The organism is Paraburkholderia sp. EG286A (assembly GCF_040965375.1).
Classification (GTDB): Bacteria; Pseudomonadota; Gammaproteobacteria; order Burkholderiales; family Burkholderiaceae; genus Paraburkholderia.
Map to the genome: position 1 here is coordinate 746,883 of NZ_JBFRCB010000001.1, position 15,132 is coordinate 762,014.

General features: G+C 65.0%; 15 protein-coding genes. 11 read left to right on the forward strand and 4 right to left on the reverse strand.

The annotated features are described in order from the left end of the window. The first annotated feature begins 11 nt into the window (after positions 1–11). Both rhmD and AB4Y35_RS03390 read left to right on the forward strand, forming a co-directional pair. A complete protein-coding gene (gene rhmD / locus AB4Y35_RS03385) occupies positions 12–1,190 on the forward strand; it encodes an L-rhamnonate dehydratase (RefSeq protein ID WP_133180329.1) in 1,179 nt (392 codons plus the stop codon). A 53-nt stretch (positions 1,191–1,243) separates the two neighbouring features. After that, positions 1,244–2,026, forward strand: coding sequence for an SDR family NAD(P)-dependent oxidoreductase (locus AB4Y35_RS03390; protein ID WP_069266104.1), 783 nt, complete (start codon positions 1,244–1,246; stop codon positions 2,024–2,026). A 16-nt stretch (positions 2,027–2,042) separates the two neighbouring features. On the opposite strand, the gene AB4Y35_RS03395 is transcribed toward AB4Y35_RS03390, so the two are convergent. Beyond that, the gene (locus tag AB4Y35_RS03395; protein WP_324161797.1) at positions 2,043–3,035 is read right to left on the reverse strand and encodes a LysR family transcriptional regulator; all 993 of its coding nucleotides are present in this window, start codon (positions 3,033–3,035) and stop codon (positions 2,043–2,045) included. A gap of 222 nt (positions 3,036–3,257) precedes the next feature. Here AB4Y35_RS03395 and rhaM point away from each other — a divergent pair, with 222 nt between their 5' ends. From rhaM to rhaS, 6 genes are all read left to right on the forward strand, one after another. After that, a complete protein-coding gene (gene rhaM, locus AB4Y35_RS03400; RefSeq protein ID WP_368703325.1) occupies positions 3,258–3,572 on the forward strand; it encodes an L-rhamnose mutarotase in 315 nt (104 codons plus the stop codon). A 20-nt stretch (positions 3,573–3,592) separates the two neighbouring features. After that, complete coding sequence (locus AB4Y35_RS03405) at positions 3,593–4,498, forward strand: amidohydrolase (RefSeq protein ID WP_368703326.1); 906 nt, start codon at positions 3,593–3,595, stop codon at positions 4,496–4,498. Between the two features lie 28 nt (positions 4,499–4,526). Continuing rightward, positions 4,527–6,068: a sugar ABC transporter ATP-binding protein gene (locus tag AB4Y35_RS03410; protein WP_368703327.1), complete on the forward strand. Its 1,542-nt coding sequence runs from the start codon at positions 4,527–4,529 to the stop codon at positions 6,066–6,068. After that, on the forward strand, positions 6,065–7,120 hold the full coding sequence (locus tag AB4Y35_RS03415) for an ABC transporter permease (protein ID WP_324156572.1): 1,056 nt from the start codon (positions 6,065–6,067) through the stop codon (positions 7,118–7,120). Before AB4Y35_RS03410 ends, AB4Y35_RS03415 begins: the two co-directional genes overlap by 4 nt. After that, complete coding sequence (locus tag AB4Y35_RS03420; RefSeq protein WP_368703328.1) at positions 7,113–8,132, forward strand: ABC transporter permease; 1,020 nt, start codon at positions 7,113–7,115, stop codon at positions 8,130–8,132. Before AB4Y35_RS03415 ends, AB4Y35_RS03420 begins: the two co-directional genes overlap by 8 nt. Positions 8,133–8,210: 78 nt before the next feature. Further along, entirely contained in the window at positions 8,211–9,218 is a 1,008-nt protein-coding gene (gene rhaS / locus AB4Y35_RS03425; protein WP_368703329.1) for a rhamnose ABC transporter substrate-binding protein, read from the forward strand. A 61-nt stretch (positions 9,219–9,279) separates the two neighbouring features. On the opposite strand, the gene AB4Y35_RS03430 is transcribed toward rhaS, so the two are convergent. Next, positions 9,280–9,966, reverse strand: coding sequence for an SOS response-associated peptidase (locus tag AB4Y35_RS03430; protein WP_368703330.1), 687 nt, complete (start codon positions 9,964–9,966; stop codon positions 9,280–9,282). Between the two features lie 80 nt (positions 9,967–10,046). Here AB4Y35_RS03430 and AB4Y35_RS03435 point away from each other — a divergent pair, with 80 nt between their 5' ends. From AB4Y35_RS03435 to AB4Y35_RS03445, 3 genes are all read left to right on the forward strand, one after another. Continuing rightward, positions 10,047–10,373 carry a hypothetical protein gene (locus tag AB4Y35_RS03435; RefSeq protein ID WP_368703331.1) on the forward strand — a complete coding sequence of 109 codons (327 nt, stop codon included), beginning with the start codon at positions 10,047–10,049 and terminating at the stop codon, positions 10,371–10,373. A gap of 202 nt (positions 10,374–10,575) precedes the next feature. Next, complete coding sequence (locus AB4Y35_RS03440) at positions 10,576–11,421, forward strand: alpha/beta hydrolase (protein WP_368703332.1); 846 nt, start codon at positions 10,576–10,578, stop codon at positions 11,419–11,421. Between the two features lie 250 nt (positions 11,422–11,671). Next, positions 11,672–11,836, forward strand: coding sequence for a DUF1328 family protein (locus AB4Y35_RS03445; RefSeq protein ID WP_028210724.1), 165 nt, complete (start codon positions 11,672–11,674; stop codon positions 11,834–11,836). Between the two features lie 124 nt (positions 11,837–11,960). Here the strand turns inward: AB4Y35_RS03445 and AB4Y35_RS03450 are convergent, their stop codons facing one another. Together AB4Y35_RS03450 and AB4Y35_RS03455 are read right to left on the reverse strand one after the other, a co-directional pair. Further along, positions 11,961–12,755, reverse strand: coding sequence for an SDR family NAD(P)-dependent oxidoreductase (locus AB4Y35_RS03450; RefSeq protein WP_368703333.1), 795 nt, complete (start codon positions 12,753–12,755; stop codon positions 11,961–11,963). 146 nt (positions 12,756–12,901) lie between these two features. Further along, a complete protein-coding gene (locus tag AB4Y35_RS03455) occupies positions 12,902–15,034 on the reverse strand; it encodes a phosphocholine-specific phospholipase C (RefSeq protein ID WP_368703334.1) in 2,133 nt (710 codons plus the stop codon). Positions 15,035–15,132 lie beyond the last annotated feature (98 nt).

A 15,132-nucleotide genomic window follows, 5' to 3' on the forward strand; every position in this document is an offset into this window, starting at 1 on the left:
AGCTACGTAACATGGCCATGCCAACCATCAAACACGTGCGAGCCTTCACCGTGCGCGGCGGCGGCGCCGACTATCACGATCAACCCGACGGCCACTGGATCGACGACCATATTTCCACGCCGATGGCGCGCTATCCCGAGTATCGTCAGAGCCGCCGCTCGTTCGGCATCGACGTGCTCGGCACACTCGTCGTGGAAATCGAGGCAAGCGACGGCACCGTGGGTTTCGCCGTGACCACGGGCGGCGAGATCGGCGCATTCATCGTCGAGAAGCATCTCGCACGCTTTCTCGAAGGGCAGCGCGTGACCGACATCGAAAAGATGTGGGATCAGATGTACTACGCCACGCTCTACTACGGCCGCAAGGGCGTCGTGCTCAACACCATCTCGGGCGTCGATCTCGCGCTGTGGGACCTGCTCGGGCAGATCCGCAAGGAGCCCGTGTATCAGCTGCTCGGCGGCCCCGTGCGCGACGAATTGATGTTTTACGCTACCGGCGCGCGCCCCGATCTCGCGAAGGAAATGGGTTTCATCGGCGGCAAGCTGCCGCTGCTGCATGGTCCGGCCGAAGGTGAGGAGGGCCTCAGAAAGAACCTCGAACTGCTTGCCACGATGCGCGAGCGCGTGGGCGACGACTTCTGGCTCATGTACGACTGCTGGATGAGCCTCGACGTGCGCTATGCCACGCGCCTCGCCCAGGCCGCGAAAGAGTACGACCTCAAGTGGATCGAGGAGTGCCTGCCGCCCGACGACTACTGGGGCTATGCCGAACTGCGCCGCAATGTTCCGCGCGGCATGATGGTTTCGACCGGCGAACACGAGGCCACGCGCTGGGGCTTTCGCATGCTGCTGGAAATGGGCTGTTGCGACCTGATCCAGCCCGACGTGAACTGGTGCGGCGGCATGACCGAACTCATCAAGATTTCGGCGCTCGCCGACGCGCACAACGTGCTGGTCGTGCCGCACGGCTCCTCGGTGTACAGCTATCACTTCGTCGTGACGCGCCATAACTCGCCGTTCGCGGAATTCCTCATGATGGCGCCGAAGGCCGACAAGGTGGTGCCGATGTTCACGCCGCTGCTGCTCGACGAACCGGTGCCGGTGAAAGGACGGCTCAAGGTGCCGGACGCACCGGGCTTCGGCGTGCGGCTCAATCCGGACTGCAAACTTTCGCGGCCATACACGCACTGAGCGCGCCGAACGCGCACCAGGCGAGGCGCATCACAAGCTACGAGGAGAAACACGTGCTGCTCAAGGACAAGGTGGTGATCGTCACCGGCGGTTCGCGCGGCATCGGCCGCGCCATTGCGATTGCGAGCGCCCGCGAGGGCGCCGATGTCGCGATCAACTACTGGGGCGACAACGACGCCTCGTACGGCCGCCGCTCGGCGATCGACGAGGTGCTGGGCGAGATCGAGCGGCTAGGGCGCCGCGCGATCGCGCTGGAAGGCAACGTGGCCGCGCCGCAAACGGGCGTGGATCTCGTGCGCCAGACGGTGGAGCGCTTCGGCAAGGTCGATGTGCTCGCCAGCAATGCGGGCATCTGCCCGTTCCACTCGTTTCTCGACATGCCGCCCGCCGTGCTCGAACGCACGATCGGCGTGAATTTGAACGGCGCGTTCTACGTGACCCAGGCCGTTGCGCGGCAAATGAAGGAGCAGGGCACGGGCGGCGCGATCGTGGCGACGAGTTCGATCAGCGCTTTGGTGGGCGGCGGCATGCAGACGCACTACACGCCCACCAAGGCCGGCGTGCATTCGCTGATGCAGTCGTGCGCGATCGCGCTTGGACCCTATGGCATCCGCTGCAATTCGGTGATGCCGGGCACCATCGCCACCGACCTGAACGCCGAAGACCTCAGCGATGAAGGCAAGCGCGCGTACTTCGAAAAGCGCATTCCGCTCGGGCGGCTGGGCGCGCCCGAAGACGTGGCCGAATGCGTCGTGTTTCTCGCCTCGGACCGCGCGCGCTATGTGACGGGCGCCGCGCTGCTCGTGGACGGCGGGCTATTCGTGAATCTGCAATGAGCCCAGGGCCAGCGTTTCAATGAGGAGCGAGCACGGTCGCGTGCGAACCATCGTGAGCGATATCGTCCATCTTGAAGGGCTGCGAAAAGCGCCGCAGCAAGCCGACGAAATGCTCGGCCGGCTCGGCGAGCGGCTCGTTCTTCCGTGTGAGCACGCCGTAGCCCGGCAGGCTCTTGCCGATTTCGAGCGGCAGCACGACGAGCAGCTTGCCGCGCACATGGTCGCGCACGACCGACTCGGGCAGCATGGCCACGGCGTCGAAGCTTTCGAGCAGTTGCAGCGTGGCGAAGATCGAGGCCGACTCGGTGAGATTGGCGGGCGTGCCGAGACCGGCGCGCGCGAGTTCGCCTTCGAACAACTCACGCGCGGGACTCGTGATGGGCTGCGCCACCCACGGCCAGTCCATCAGTTCCGCGAGCGTGACCTGTTCGCGCCGCGCAAGCGGATGGCGCGCGCGCACCACGAGCACGAGCGTTTCCCGCGCGATCGGCTCGAAGCTGAAGTCGTTGTGCTGCAGCGGCGTGGTGAGGCGCCCGAGGGCGAGATCGACTTCGCGGCGATGCAGCAGCTGCACGACCTGGTCGCTCGTTTCGCCGAGAATGCGCACGTGCAGCAGCGGCCGTTCGGTCTTGAGCGTGGCGACGGCTTGCGCGAGCAGGTCGGGCGCGGCGCCCATGATCGCGCCCACGGTGAGCTGGCCGTGACCGCCGCGGCGCTTCACGTCGAGGTCTTCGGCAAAGCGCGTGAGTTCGGCGAGCGCGCGGCGCGCGTAGGCGAGCGTGACGACGCCGAGCGCGGTGGGCTGCATGCCGCGCGCGTTGCGCTCGAAGAGCCGGAAGCCAAATGCTTCTTCGATGTCGCTCAGCATGCGGCTCGCGCTGGGCTGGGCCACGTTGATGGCGTCGGCGGCCTGATGAACGTTGCGCGCGTCGTCGAGCGCGACGAGCAGGGCAAGGTGCTTGAATCTGAGCCGGTTGACGAGTGCGACGACGGAAGTGTGATGGTTCATGGAGCGATCCGGTTTGTGCATCGCCCGATCCCAACATCGGATTGGTTGGCTATCGATGCGGGAATTATAGTCGGATCACAACGCAGCTAACCACGTAAAAAACGCGTGCCATCGCACGCTGCGAAGCCAGGGCAAATACCGAGTCAACGCGTACCCCTGGTCACATAAGCAGCGAAGGCGGCATAAGCGCACGACGTAACAAGGCTGGACGGAGACACGATCATGGAGACAATGGCGTTTCGCATGCAGCTCGATCCCGGCAAGCGGGACGAATACGAGCAGCGTCACCGCGAAATCTGGCCCGAGCTGGCGAGCGCGCTGCGCGACGCGGGCGTGAAGAATTACCGCATCTTTCTCGACGAAGCGACCCACCATCTCTTTGCCGTGCTCGAACGCCGCGACGATCACACCATGGACGCGCTGTCCGAGTTGCCCGTCATGCGCAAATGGTGGGATTACATGGCCGACATCATGCAGACGGATGCGCACAACGTGCCGCTGCAACAGCCGCTCGTGCAGGTCTTTCATTTGCCTTGAGCTCACGCGAGGAACATGCCATGCAGGTCGTCGATCCACACGTCCACTTCTGGAACCTCGATACGCATCATTACCCGTGGCTCGCGAATCCGGGTACGTCGTTCGTCTGTGATGCGCGCGAACTCAAGCACAACTATCTGCCCGCCGACCTGTTGCGCGAGGCCGGCGACATCGACGTGCTCAAGGTCGTGCACGTCGAGGCGAATCACGATCCGGACGATCCGGTGGAAGAAACGCGCTGGCTGGAAGGGCTCGCGGACATTGCCGCGAACGCGGGGGAGGCGCGCGCGTTGCCCGACGCGATCGTCGCGGCCTGCGATCTCAGCTCGCCCAATGCGCCCGCGGTGCTGGAGGCGCATGCGGCGTTTGCGCGTACACGCGGCATTCGCCAGATTCTCAACGTTCACGAGAACAAGCTCTACGACTACGTGGGGCGGCATTACATGCATGAGGCCACGTGGCGCGAGAACTTCGCGCTGCTGGAGAAGTACGGTCTTTCGTTCGATCTGCAGCTTTATCCGTCGCAAATGGAGGAGGCCGCCGCACTCGCGCGTGCGCATCCCGGCATTCAGCTCGTGATCAACCACGCGGGCATGTTCGTCGACCGCAGCAGCGTGGCGGGCTACCGCGCGTGGCGCGACGGCATGCGCCTGCTTGCGGCGTGCCCGAACGTGGCCGTGAAGATCAGCGGACTGGCGATGTTCGACCATGCGTGGAGCGTCGAAAGCCTGCGCCCTTATGTACTGGAGACGATCGACGCATTCGGCGCGGAGCGCGCGATGTTCGCCTCGAACTTTCCGGTCGACCGCCTGTTCGGCGGCTATTCGAAGCTCTGGCAGGCGTATGCGTCGATCGTGAGCGGCGCGAGCGAGAGCGAACACACGGCGCTGTTTCGCGGCAACGCGGAACGTATCTACCGCATTTGAGCGTGCGCGCAACGACAGGGAGACAGGCGTGGAAGCAGAAGCAAACAGCAGGGCCGATGACACTCCGCGGCTCGAACTGCGTAGCGCGAGCAAGGCGTTCGGGCGCGTGCGCGCGCTCATCGACGGCAGCTTGAGGCTCATGCCCGGCGAGGTCCATGCGCTGCTCGGCGAAAACGGCGCGGGCAAGTCGACGCTCGTGAAGATTCTCGCGGGGGTGTATCAGCCCGACGGCGGCGAGATGCGCATCGACGGCGTGGAGCGCGCGTTCGCGACGCCCGCCCAGGCACGCGACGCCGGTATCGCGGTGATTTATCAGGAGCCCACACTGTTCTTCGATCTGTCGATTGCGGAGAACATTTACATGGGGCGTCAGCCCGTGGATCGCGTGGGCCGTATCGACTACGACACGATGCATCGCGAGGTCGCGGCGCTGCTCGAATCGCTCGGCGTCGAGCTGAAGCCCGAACGGCTCGTGCGCGGCCTGTCGATTGCGGACCAGCAGGTGATCGAAATTGCGAAGGCGCTTTCGCTCAACGCGAACGTGCTCATCATGGACGAGCCCACGGCCGCCCTCTCGCTGCCCGAGGTCGAGCGGCTCTTTACGATCGCGCGCACGCTGCGCGACCGTGGCGTGGCGATTCTCTTCATCACGCACCGGCTCGAAGAAGTCTTCGCACTCACGCAGCACGTGACGATCATGCGCGACGGCGCCAAGGTGTTCGACGCGCCCACGGCGACGCTCAAGACCCAGGACATCGTCGCGAAGATGGTGGGACGCGACCTCGCGACGTTTTACCCGAAGGCGGACGTGCAGCCGGGCGAAGTGATGCTGCGCGTGCGCGGCCTCACGCGCCGCGGCGTCTTCAAGGACATTTCGTTCGACGTGCGCGCGGGCGAGATCGTCGCGCTCGCGGGACTCGTGGGCGCGGGGCGCAGCGAAGTGGCGCGCGCGATCTTCGGCATCGATCCGTGCGACGCGGGGCAGGTGCAGATCGCGGGCAAGCCGCTGGCCTCCGGCATGCCCGCTGCGGCCGTGAAGGCCGGGCTCGCGCTCGTGCCCGAGGACCGGCGCCAGCAAGGTCTCGCGCTCGAATTGAGCATTGCGCGCAACGCCTCGCTCACGGTGCTCGGGCGGCTCGTGCGCTTCGGCCTCATCTCCACGGGGCGCGAGGTGGAGCTGGCCGGCCAGTGGGGCAAGCGCCTGCGCTTGAAAGCGAGCGATCTGAACGCACCCGTGGGCACGCTCTCGGGTGGCAACCAGCAGAAGGTGGTGCTCGGCAAGTGGCTCGCCACCGGGCCGAAGGTGCTCATCATCGACGAACCGACGCGCGGCATCGACGTGGGCGCGAAGGCCGAAGTCTACGGCGCGCTCGCGGAACTCGTGAAAGAGGGCATGGCCGTGCTGATGATTTCGAGCGAACTGCCCGAAGTGATCGGCATGGCCGACCGCGTGCTCGTCATGCACGAAGGCCGCATCACCGCCGACATCGCGCGTGCCGACGCCAACGAAGAGCGCATCATGAGCGCCGCGCTCGGCGAAACCAACATTCATCTGGGGCACGCCGCATGATGCGCCATTCCACTTCTCCTCATCCCCTGCACGGCGGCGAGCCGCGCCCGCAGCGGCGCAACGCGGGTGCGTGGGCCGAAGCGCTGGCGCGCAGCCGCGAGACCACGCTTTTCGTGGTCCTGCTGCTGATCGTGGGCGGCACGGCGCTCGCGCGGCCGCAATTCCTCAACCTGCAGAATCTGCGCGACGTGCTGCTCAACGTCTCCATCGTGAGCTTGCTCACGGCGGGCATGACGATCGTGATCCTGATGCGCCATATCGATCTCTCGATCGGCTCGACGGTCGGCATCAGCGCCTATGGCGTGGGCAGTCTCTACGTGGCGTTCCCGCACATGCCCGTGCTCGTGGCGCTGGTCGCTGGGCTCGCCATCGGACTCGTGGCGGGCGCGATCAACGCGCTGCTCGTGGCCGTGGGACGCGTGCCGTCGCTCGTCGCGACGCTTTCCACGCTCTACATCTTCCGCGGCGCCGATTACGCGTGGGTGCATGGCGGCCAGATCAACGCCACGAGCCTGCCCGACGCGTATTCGCGGCTCGCCACGGGCTCGGTGCTCGGCATCCCGGTGCTGGCGCTCATCGCGATCGTGCTGCTGGCCGCGCTCTCCGTGTATCTCAAGCAGTTCCGGCCGGGCCGCGAGTACTACGCGATCGGCTCGAACCCGGAAGCGGCGCGCCTTGCCGGCATCAACGTGGAACGGCGCGTCGCGACGGGCTTCTTGATCAGCGGCGCGATTGCGGGCCTGGCGGGCGCGCTGTGGCTCGCCCGCTTCGGCACCGTGGACGCGAGCACCGCGAAGGGCATCGAGCTGCAGGTGGTCGCGGCCGCCGTGGTCGGCAGCGTGGCGATCACGGGCGGCGTGGGCACGATACTCGGCGCGACGCTCGGCGCGCTCGTGCTGGGCGTGATCAGCATCGCGCTCGTGGTGCTGCACGTCTCGCCGTTCTGGGAGCAGGCGATCCAGGGCGCGCTGATCGTGGCCGCCATCGCCGCCGATACGCTGCTCGCCCGCTCAGTGGCAAAACGCATGATGAGGAAACGCGACCATGGCTAAGAACGCCCCGAAACCCGACGCCGCGCTGCTCACGCGCAAGCCCGGCCTGCCGCTCAGCTGGGAAGCGCTGCTGGTCGTCATTCTCATTGCATCGCTGGTGGCGGGGCGCGTGCTCTCGCCCGTGTTCCTCACGGGCGCGAACATCAGCAACGTGCTCGCGGACCTCACCGAAGTCGCGCTCATGGCCTTGCCGATGACGCTCATCATCGTCGCCGCCGAGATCGATCTTTCGGTGGCCTCGGTGCTCGGCGCCTCGAGCGCCTTGCTCGGCGTGCTCTGGCACATGGGCTTGCCGATGCCGGTCGCCATGGCGCTCGTGCTCGTGGCAGGCGGCCTTGCGGGCCTCTTCAACGGGCTCGTGATCGTGAAGCTCAATCTGCCTTCGCTCGCGGTGACGATCGGCACGCTCGCGCTGTTTCGCGGGCTGGCTTACGTGTTGCTCGGCGACCAGGCGATTGCCGACTTCCCGCCGGGTTACACGCTCTTTGGCATGAGCAACCTCGGCAGCACGTTCATCCCGTTGCCGTTCCTGATCGTCGCGGCGTGCGCCATCGTGTTCACGATATGGCTGCAGGCCACGGCGTTCGGCCGCAGCCTCTTCGCGATCGGTGCGAACACCACGGCCGCGTCGTTCTCGGGCATCGACGTGCCGAAGATCAAGCTGCGCCTCTTCGTGCTCTCGGGCGTCATGAGCGCGCTCGCGGGCATCGTCTATACGCTGCGCTTCACGAGCGCGCGCGGCGACAACGGCGAGGGCTTCGAGCTTTCGGTGATCGCGGCGGTGCTGTTCGGCGGTGTGAGCATTTTTGGCGGGCGCGGGTCGATGTACGGCGTACTGCTCTCGCTCCTGATCGTCGGTGTACTGAAGAACGCGCTCACGCTCGTCGACGTATCGAGCGAAACGCTCACGATCGTGACCGGCGCGCTGCTGCTGGCTTCGGTGCTGATCCCGAATCTCGCCGCGCGCTGGCGCACGATGCGCGACCGGCGCGCGCTGGCGCGGGCGGCGTGAACGTGGTGTGAAGAGGCAAGGAAGTCAAGAGGCAGTCAATCAGCCGGACGCGTCCGGTACCCATCGAGGAGACGATTCATGAGAAAGCCAGTACGTCACATGTGCACGGCCCTGCTGTGCGCGATGCTAGTGGGAGGCGGTGTCGCGGCGCATGCGGCCGGCATCAAGGAGGGGGTGAAGATCGCGTTCGTGCCCAAGCAGATCAACAACCCCTACGAGGTGATCGCCGATAACGGCGGTCTGGACGCGATCAAGGAGTTCAAGGGCGAGGGCAAGGCGGTCGGGCCTTCGGACGCGGGCGCGTCCTCGCAGGTCTCGTACATCAATACGCTGACCACGCAGCACCAGGACGCGATCGTCATCGCGGCCAACGATGCGAATGCGCTCGTGCCGTACTTGAAGCGCGCGATGGACCAAGGCATCAAGGTCGTCACGTTCGACTCGGACACGGCGCCCGAAGGGCGGCAGATCTTCGTGAACCAGGCGAACGCGGAGAGCATTGGCCGCGGCCAGATCCAGCTCGTTTCGAAGCTGATGGGCGGCGAGGGCGAGTTCGCAATTCTCTCGGCCACGCCCAACGCGACGAACCAGAATACCTGGATCAAGTGGATGCAGGAAGAGCTGAAGAAGCCCGAGTATTCGAAGATGAAGCTCGTGAAGATCGCCTACGGCAACGACGACGACCAGAAGTCTTTCGTCGAGACGCAAGGCTTGTTGCAGGCGTACCCGAACCTGAAGGCGATCGTTGCGCCCACCTCGGTCGGCATCGCGGCGGCGGCGCGTTATATCTCTTCGTCGCCGAGCAAGGGCAAGGTGGCGGTGACGGGCCTCGGCACGCCTAACCAGATGCGCGCGTTCGTGAAGAACGGCACCGTGAAGGCGTTCCAGCTTTGGGATCCGGGTGCACTCGGTTACCTCGCCGCGTATGCGGCAGCCAATCTTGCTTCGGGCACGATCACGGGCAAGGAAGGCGAGTCGTTCGAGGCGGGCAAGCTGGGCAAGCGTACGATCGGCAAGAGCGGTGAAGTGATTCTCGGGCCGCCCACGACGTTCGATGCTTCGAATATCGATAACTTCAACTTCTGATTCGCGTTGCTGGTTTGATCGATGTGGAATGCCAGACGACCCGGCCTTGCCGGGTCGTTTGTTATTGGCCGTTCGAATCGGGCTTCGGGCTCGCGCGCGGGGGCAGGGGCTGAGGCTCGGCCGCCATTCCCTCCACTGGGTACAGATTGAGAAACGACCTTGCCTCGTCCATCGAACGGCTCGCCAGCCAGTTCTCATACTCGGAGGGCGGCACGATCACCACGGAACGTTTCTCGTCCCCGGGTTTGTGGAAACGCTTCATGAGCGGATGATCGCTCGCGTTGACGGTGAGCATCGTGAACGAGTACGCCTTGCCGGCCTCGCCTTCGTCCCACTCGCGCCATAAGCCGGCAATGGCGAACGGCGCGCCATCGGCAAGACCGATGCGCCAGCGCACCGCCTTGCCGGTCTCGTAGCTCGGCTCGAAAAATGCCTCGCAGGGAATCAGACACAGCTGCAGCTTCTTCCACGCGCCGCTGAAGCTGCGCTTCTCGCCCACCGATTCGGCACGCGCATTCATCGTGTCGAACACTTTCACACCGGGCGGAATCTGTTTGCGCGGCACCATGCCGAAGGTCGCGAGCAGGGCTTCGGGCGCCTCGGGCACAGTGTGCGATGGGCTCGCACGGCGGATCACCGGCGCGGCATAGTCCTTGAAGATCTCGTCGCGCCACGGGTCGTCCGGCGGCAGGACACCGTAATGCCTGAAGAGGTAGTCACGGCGTGCGGCGGCGTAGTTCGTGCACATGGTCGTCTCTCCGTCCCGTCCTTCAGAATCATTCTGACATGTGATAGGCTGTATAAATATACAGTGTTTTGGGGCGGAAAATGGGACGGGATCATCGTCACTTCCCTCCGCTCACGGCGGCGGAGCTGGCTGAAATCTACGACCGGCATCCCTTGCCCGTCGTACTGCGGTTGCTATGGGAAATCCACCGGTTGCGCTCCACCATCAGCCGGGCGAACCAGATCCGGCTCACGATCGGCACGCGCGTCGGTAAGGCGAATACGCCTGCGGGCATGTGGGAGCGTTTCGAACAGGAACTCGACGCGGAGCCGTGTTTGACCGATCCGCTCACGGCGCGTCAAAAGGGTTTGCTGCACGAGGGCGAGCCCGAAGGGCGGCTGAGGCGCAGGCGGCGCAACGGCGATTGAGGGTTGGCCTGCACTGCGGAGCTTCAAAGATAGAGGGCTCTCTCGAAAATGCCGGCGTGCGGGGTTTCATCTCCCATCATGTGGGCTCGCACACGCTTGCCAACCATTCGTATGGCACGCTGAAATTTGGCTGTAAGTGGCGCTTGTTAGAGTCCATGAAAGCAGTTGTCTTTCGTGGCAGTCAACACAAGAGCGACTTCTCATGGCCATTCTCCGCGCATGCTGGTTCGTTCTGGCGCTGCTTCTCAGTGCTCCCGTCTGGGCCTACCAGACACGTGTCGTGTCGATCCCCAGCGCCGCAATGGAGCGCTCGTTCGACGCGACCGTCGTCTTGCCCGACGACTACGCACGCGGCAACCACGCAGCGCGCTTTCCGGTGATCTACGTGCTGCACGGTTCGGGCGGCAGTTATGCCGACTGGACCTCGAACACCCGCATCGGCAAGCTCGCCGACCGCTATCACGTAGTGCTCGTGATGCCGGACGGCGGACACGAGAGCTGGTATATCGACAGCCCGTTCGATCGCAGCAGTCGTTATGAAACGTATGTGGGCAGCGAGGTCGTGTCGTATATCGACATGCATTTCCGCACGATCGCCACGCGCGAGGCGCGCGCGATCACGGGTTTGAGCATGGGCGGTTTCGGCGCGCTGCGCATCGCGCTGGACCGGCAGGAGACCTTCGGCGCGGCCGGCAGCATTAGCGGCGCGGTCGATCCGCGCAACTGCGAAGACGAGCCCGGTATCGATCACGTGTTCGGCGATCCCGCGCGGCACGCGTCGTTCTGGAACAGCAATGCGATCGTGGATAGCGCACAGGACTTCGAACAAGCCCATATCGCGCTGACCATCGACTGCGGCGTGAGCGACTTCTTCGTGCAATCGAACCGCACGCTGCATGAGAAGCTCGTCGAACTGGGCGTGCCGCACGATTACGCGGAACGTCCAGGCGGCCATACGTGGTCCTACTGGTCGAACTCGATCCGCTACCAGGTGCTCTTCTTCGCCACGGCGTTCCAGCGCGCCGGCTGGCATCCGCAAGTGGCGTGACGCATCACGAAGCGCGCGCTTTTCCGGCGCGCGCGCGTGTTTGCCAACGTCTTTTCAACCTCATTCCGTCACACCATTTCCCGCGAAGCCCTGCCCGGTCTCGGGCACCGCGCTTGCTGTCATGATCCTGCAGGGGCGGGCGCGTCGATCCGTCCTGCTCAACCAGATGCCGGGCATCAGGCGACCGCACGCGGCGCCGGGGCGCGGCGACCACCCTTGAGCCGGTTCGCACCGGATGCAGGAGGACGTCATGCTTCAATACGCTGTCATTTTCTTTATCATCGCGATCATCGCGGCCGTGTTCGGTTTTGGCGGCATCGCGGCGGGTGCGGCATCGATCGCCAAGATCCTGTTCTTCATCTTCCTCGTGATCTTCCTCGTCACGTTGGTGCTTGGCGTCGTGAGACGGGGCTGATCAACGAACCCCCTTGTTGCAGTTGAATCGCAGCCCGCTCGTGCGGGCTGCGTTTTTGTATTCGACAGCCGCGTCCGGATACTTCGTATGACGAATTAACTAATCTCGCTGGCAGCCTGATGCATCACGCGATCGTATCCACCACGCCGCCGTCCACGCGCAAGGCCGCGCCCGTGGTTGCGGACGCCTCTTTCGAGCACGCGTAGACGATCATGTTCGCCACTTCCTCCACGCTCGCCGCGCGCCGGATGATGGAAGAGGCGCGATGTGTCTGCACGAACTGCGCGGCGACTTCCTCGACGGTTTTGCCCGAAGCGGCCACTTCGTCCTTGAGCATGTGCGTCACGCCATCGGAGAGAGTCGGGCCCGGCAGCACCGAATTGACCGTAACACCCGTACCCGCAAGGCGCTTGGCGAGGCCGCGTGCGAGCGCGAGTTGCGCGGTCTTCGTCATGCCGTAGTGGATCATGTCGCCGGGAATGTTCAATCCCGATTCCGACGAGATGAACACGATGCGCCCCCAGCCGCGCTCGACCATGGCATTCGCATAGGCGCGCGAGAGCCGTACGCCCGACATCACGTTCGTTTCGAAGAAGCGCAGCCACTCGGCGTCGGGAATTTCGAAGAAGTCCTGCTGCTGAAACACACCGAGATTGTTCACGAGGATGTCCACCTGCGGATGCGCTTTCACGAGCGCGTCGCATCCCTGGGCACTGGAAAGATCGCCGACGAAACCCTGCACGCGCGCGCCGGGCGCGGCGGTACGCAGCGCCGCTTCGGCTTCGCGCACGTTTTCGGTGTGACGGCTGCTGACGATCACGTCGGCGCCCGCGAGCGCGAGGCCCTTGGCCGCGGCAAGGCCGATGCCCGCAGCCGAGCCGGTGACGAGCGCGAGTTTTCCAGTCAGATCGATTTTCATGCGGGCTCCTCGAGGAGAAGGCTGGCCACGCTTGCGAACGCCCATTGAACGTGTGTCGAACGTTCTGGACGCAACGTCGCGCGCGGCCATTGTGAAGGGAACGGGCAGTGTACTGCGCAGGCGCTCCGGATGCGTTCTGAGGCGCCTCACGCGCCCATTGCCGGATCGCTCACGCTGTCCCTGCCGGTTTCCACCCGGCCCGCGAAGCGCCTTAGCACGCCGTTCTCCGCCCTCAGCGTGAAGTCGTACCAGCCGCCCGAATCCGCGAGCGCCCAGTTCGACTGAACCTGCTCGCCGGCGCGCAACGCGTAGGTCCAGGGGCCGTCGCTGCGGTAGGCATTGGCCGCCAGGCTCACATTCGACGCCGCGCTCGCGCGGTTCGCGATGCTCAGCACGAGTGCATTGCTCGCGGCGTCGTAGCGCACGCGCACTTCGGGATTGGGCCCATGCGCCGCCGCGCGCACGTTGCCCTCGAAGGCGCGATGAAAACCGTTCGGGCCAAGCACCCACAGGCGGTATGCACCGTCGTCCGCGGCGCTGGGCGTCCACGTGTCGCGCAGGGTCTTGCCGGCTTCGACGGTGTAGCGGCGCGGCGACCTGTCGAGATGAAGCGTGTCGTACACGTGAAAGACGGCGCCGGCTTTGCCTTCGTTGCCGAACTCCAGCTGAACCTTGTGATGACGCCCATCGACGCTCGCATCCACGTCGAGGCGGTACGGCAGCGCGCGCGAGGGCCGCGCCTTGCGCGCCTGCTGCGGCAGGGTCTGCATATCGGGCTGCGGCACGGGCACGGGCTTGAGCGCGTTCTGCTGCTTGTTCAACGCATCGGCGTCGGCCTTCGTGGGCGCGGAAAACGCCTGCACGGGCTTTTCGTTCGGTGTGCCGAAGTTGAATGCCGAGGTGAGATCGCCGAATACCGCGCGCCGCCACGGGCTGATATTCGGTTCGCGCACGCCGAAGCGCGTTTCGATGAAGCGCAGCACCGACGTGTGATCGAAGACTTCGGAGTTCACGTAGCCGCCCGTGCTCCATGGCGAGACGACGATCATCGGCACGCGCGGCCCGGGCCCGAACGGCAAGCCGTCTGGCTTGACCGGCTTGCCGTCGCCGGGCGGGTTCGGCAGGGTGAAGTATTCGTGGCGCGTGGTGGCCGTGGATTTGCCTGCGTACTCGCCGTCCTTGATGGGCGAGGGCGGGCAAGGCGGCGGCATGTGATCGAAGAAGCAATCGTTCTCGTCGAAGTTCACGAAGAGCACGGTCTTGCTCCAGATGTCCGGGTTGCGCGTCAGCGCTTCGAGCAGCTTCTGGAGATAGTAGGCGCCCTGGCCCGGTGTCGAAACGGCGGGGTGTTCGGAATAGGCCTGCGGCGCGATGATCCAGCTCACCTGGGGCAACTGGTTCGCCGCGATGTCGTCATTGAGCGCCTGCAGGAAGCCGCCATCGGGCATGGTATTGCCGACGCCCTTATAGAGCGGCTCGCGTGCGTCGAGCGCCTCGGTCCACGGCACGTTGGGCGAGCCTTCGATCGTCTCGAGCACCTTGCGATAGCTCGCGAATCCGACGAGCGGATTGTCGGTGTAGTTATCGGGCTGGTTTTCGTAAACCTTCCATGTCACGCCTGCGGCCTGCAGGCGCTCCGGATACGTGGTCCATTTCAGGCCCGTGGACGGCGCACCGATGTTGTCCCAACCATTGTTGTCGACCACGGCATAAGCGGAGGCCGTGGGGCCGTTGGTGCCGGTGAACAGAAAGAGCCGGTTCGAATTGGTGCCGCCGTGCAGCGAGCAATAGTAGGCATCGCAGATCGTGAAGGCGTTGGCGAGCGCGAAATGAAACGGCAGGTCGGAGGCCTGAAAGTAGCCCATCGAGGCATCGCCCTTGAACTTGGGCCAATGCGTCATGCGGCCGTGGTCCCAGGCCGCGTGGGCGTCGGCCCAATTGTGCGCGCCGCCCGCGAGCAGCGCGTTGCCCTTGCGGCTGTCCAGGTAGAACGGCAGCAGCGTGCGTGTGCCGTCGCTCTGTTGCCACACGTTGTCGCCGTCGGGCAGGGGAATCGTGATGCGGTCCGAGAAGCCGCGCACACCGGGCAGCGTGCCGAAGTAGTGGTCGAACGCGCGGTTCTCCTGCATGAAGACGACGATATGCTGCACGTCTTCAATCGTTCCGGTTGCGTTGTTGGCAGGAATGGCCAGGGCACGCTGGATGGCGGGCGAAGCCAGGCTGAGCGTCGCGCCCGCGGCGGCGGCGCGAAGGAAATCACGGCGGTCCATCGAAGTCATGGTGGGTTCGCGTTGTTGTCGTTGTGCTCGCGACCATTAGCATGACACGTTGGCGCCGCCGCGGGCGCTCGATGAACGATTACGGGTGCGCGTGCGCG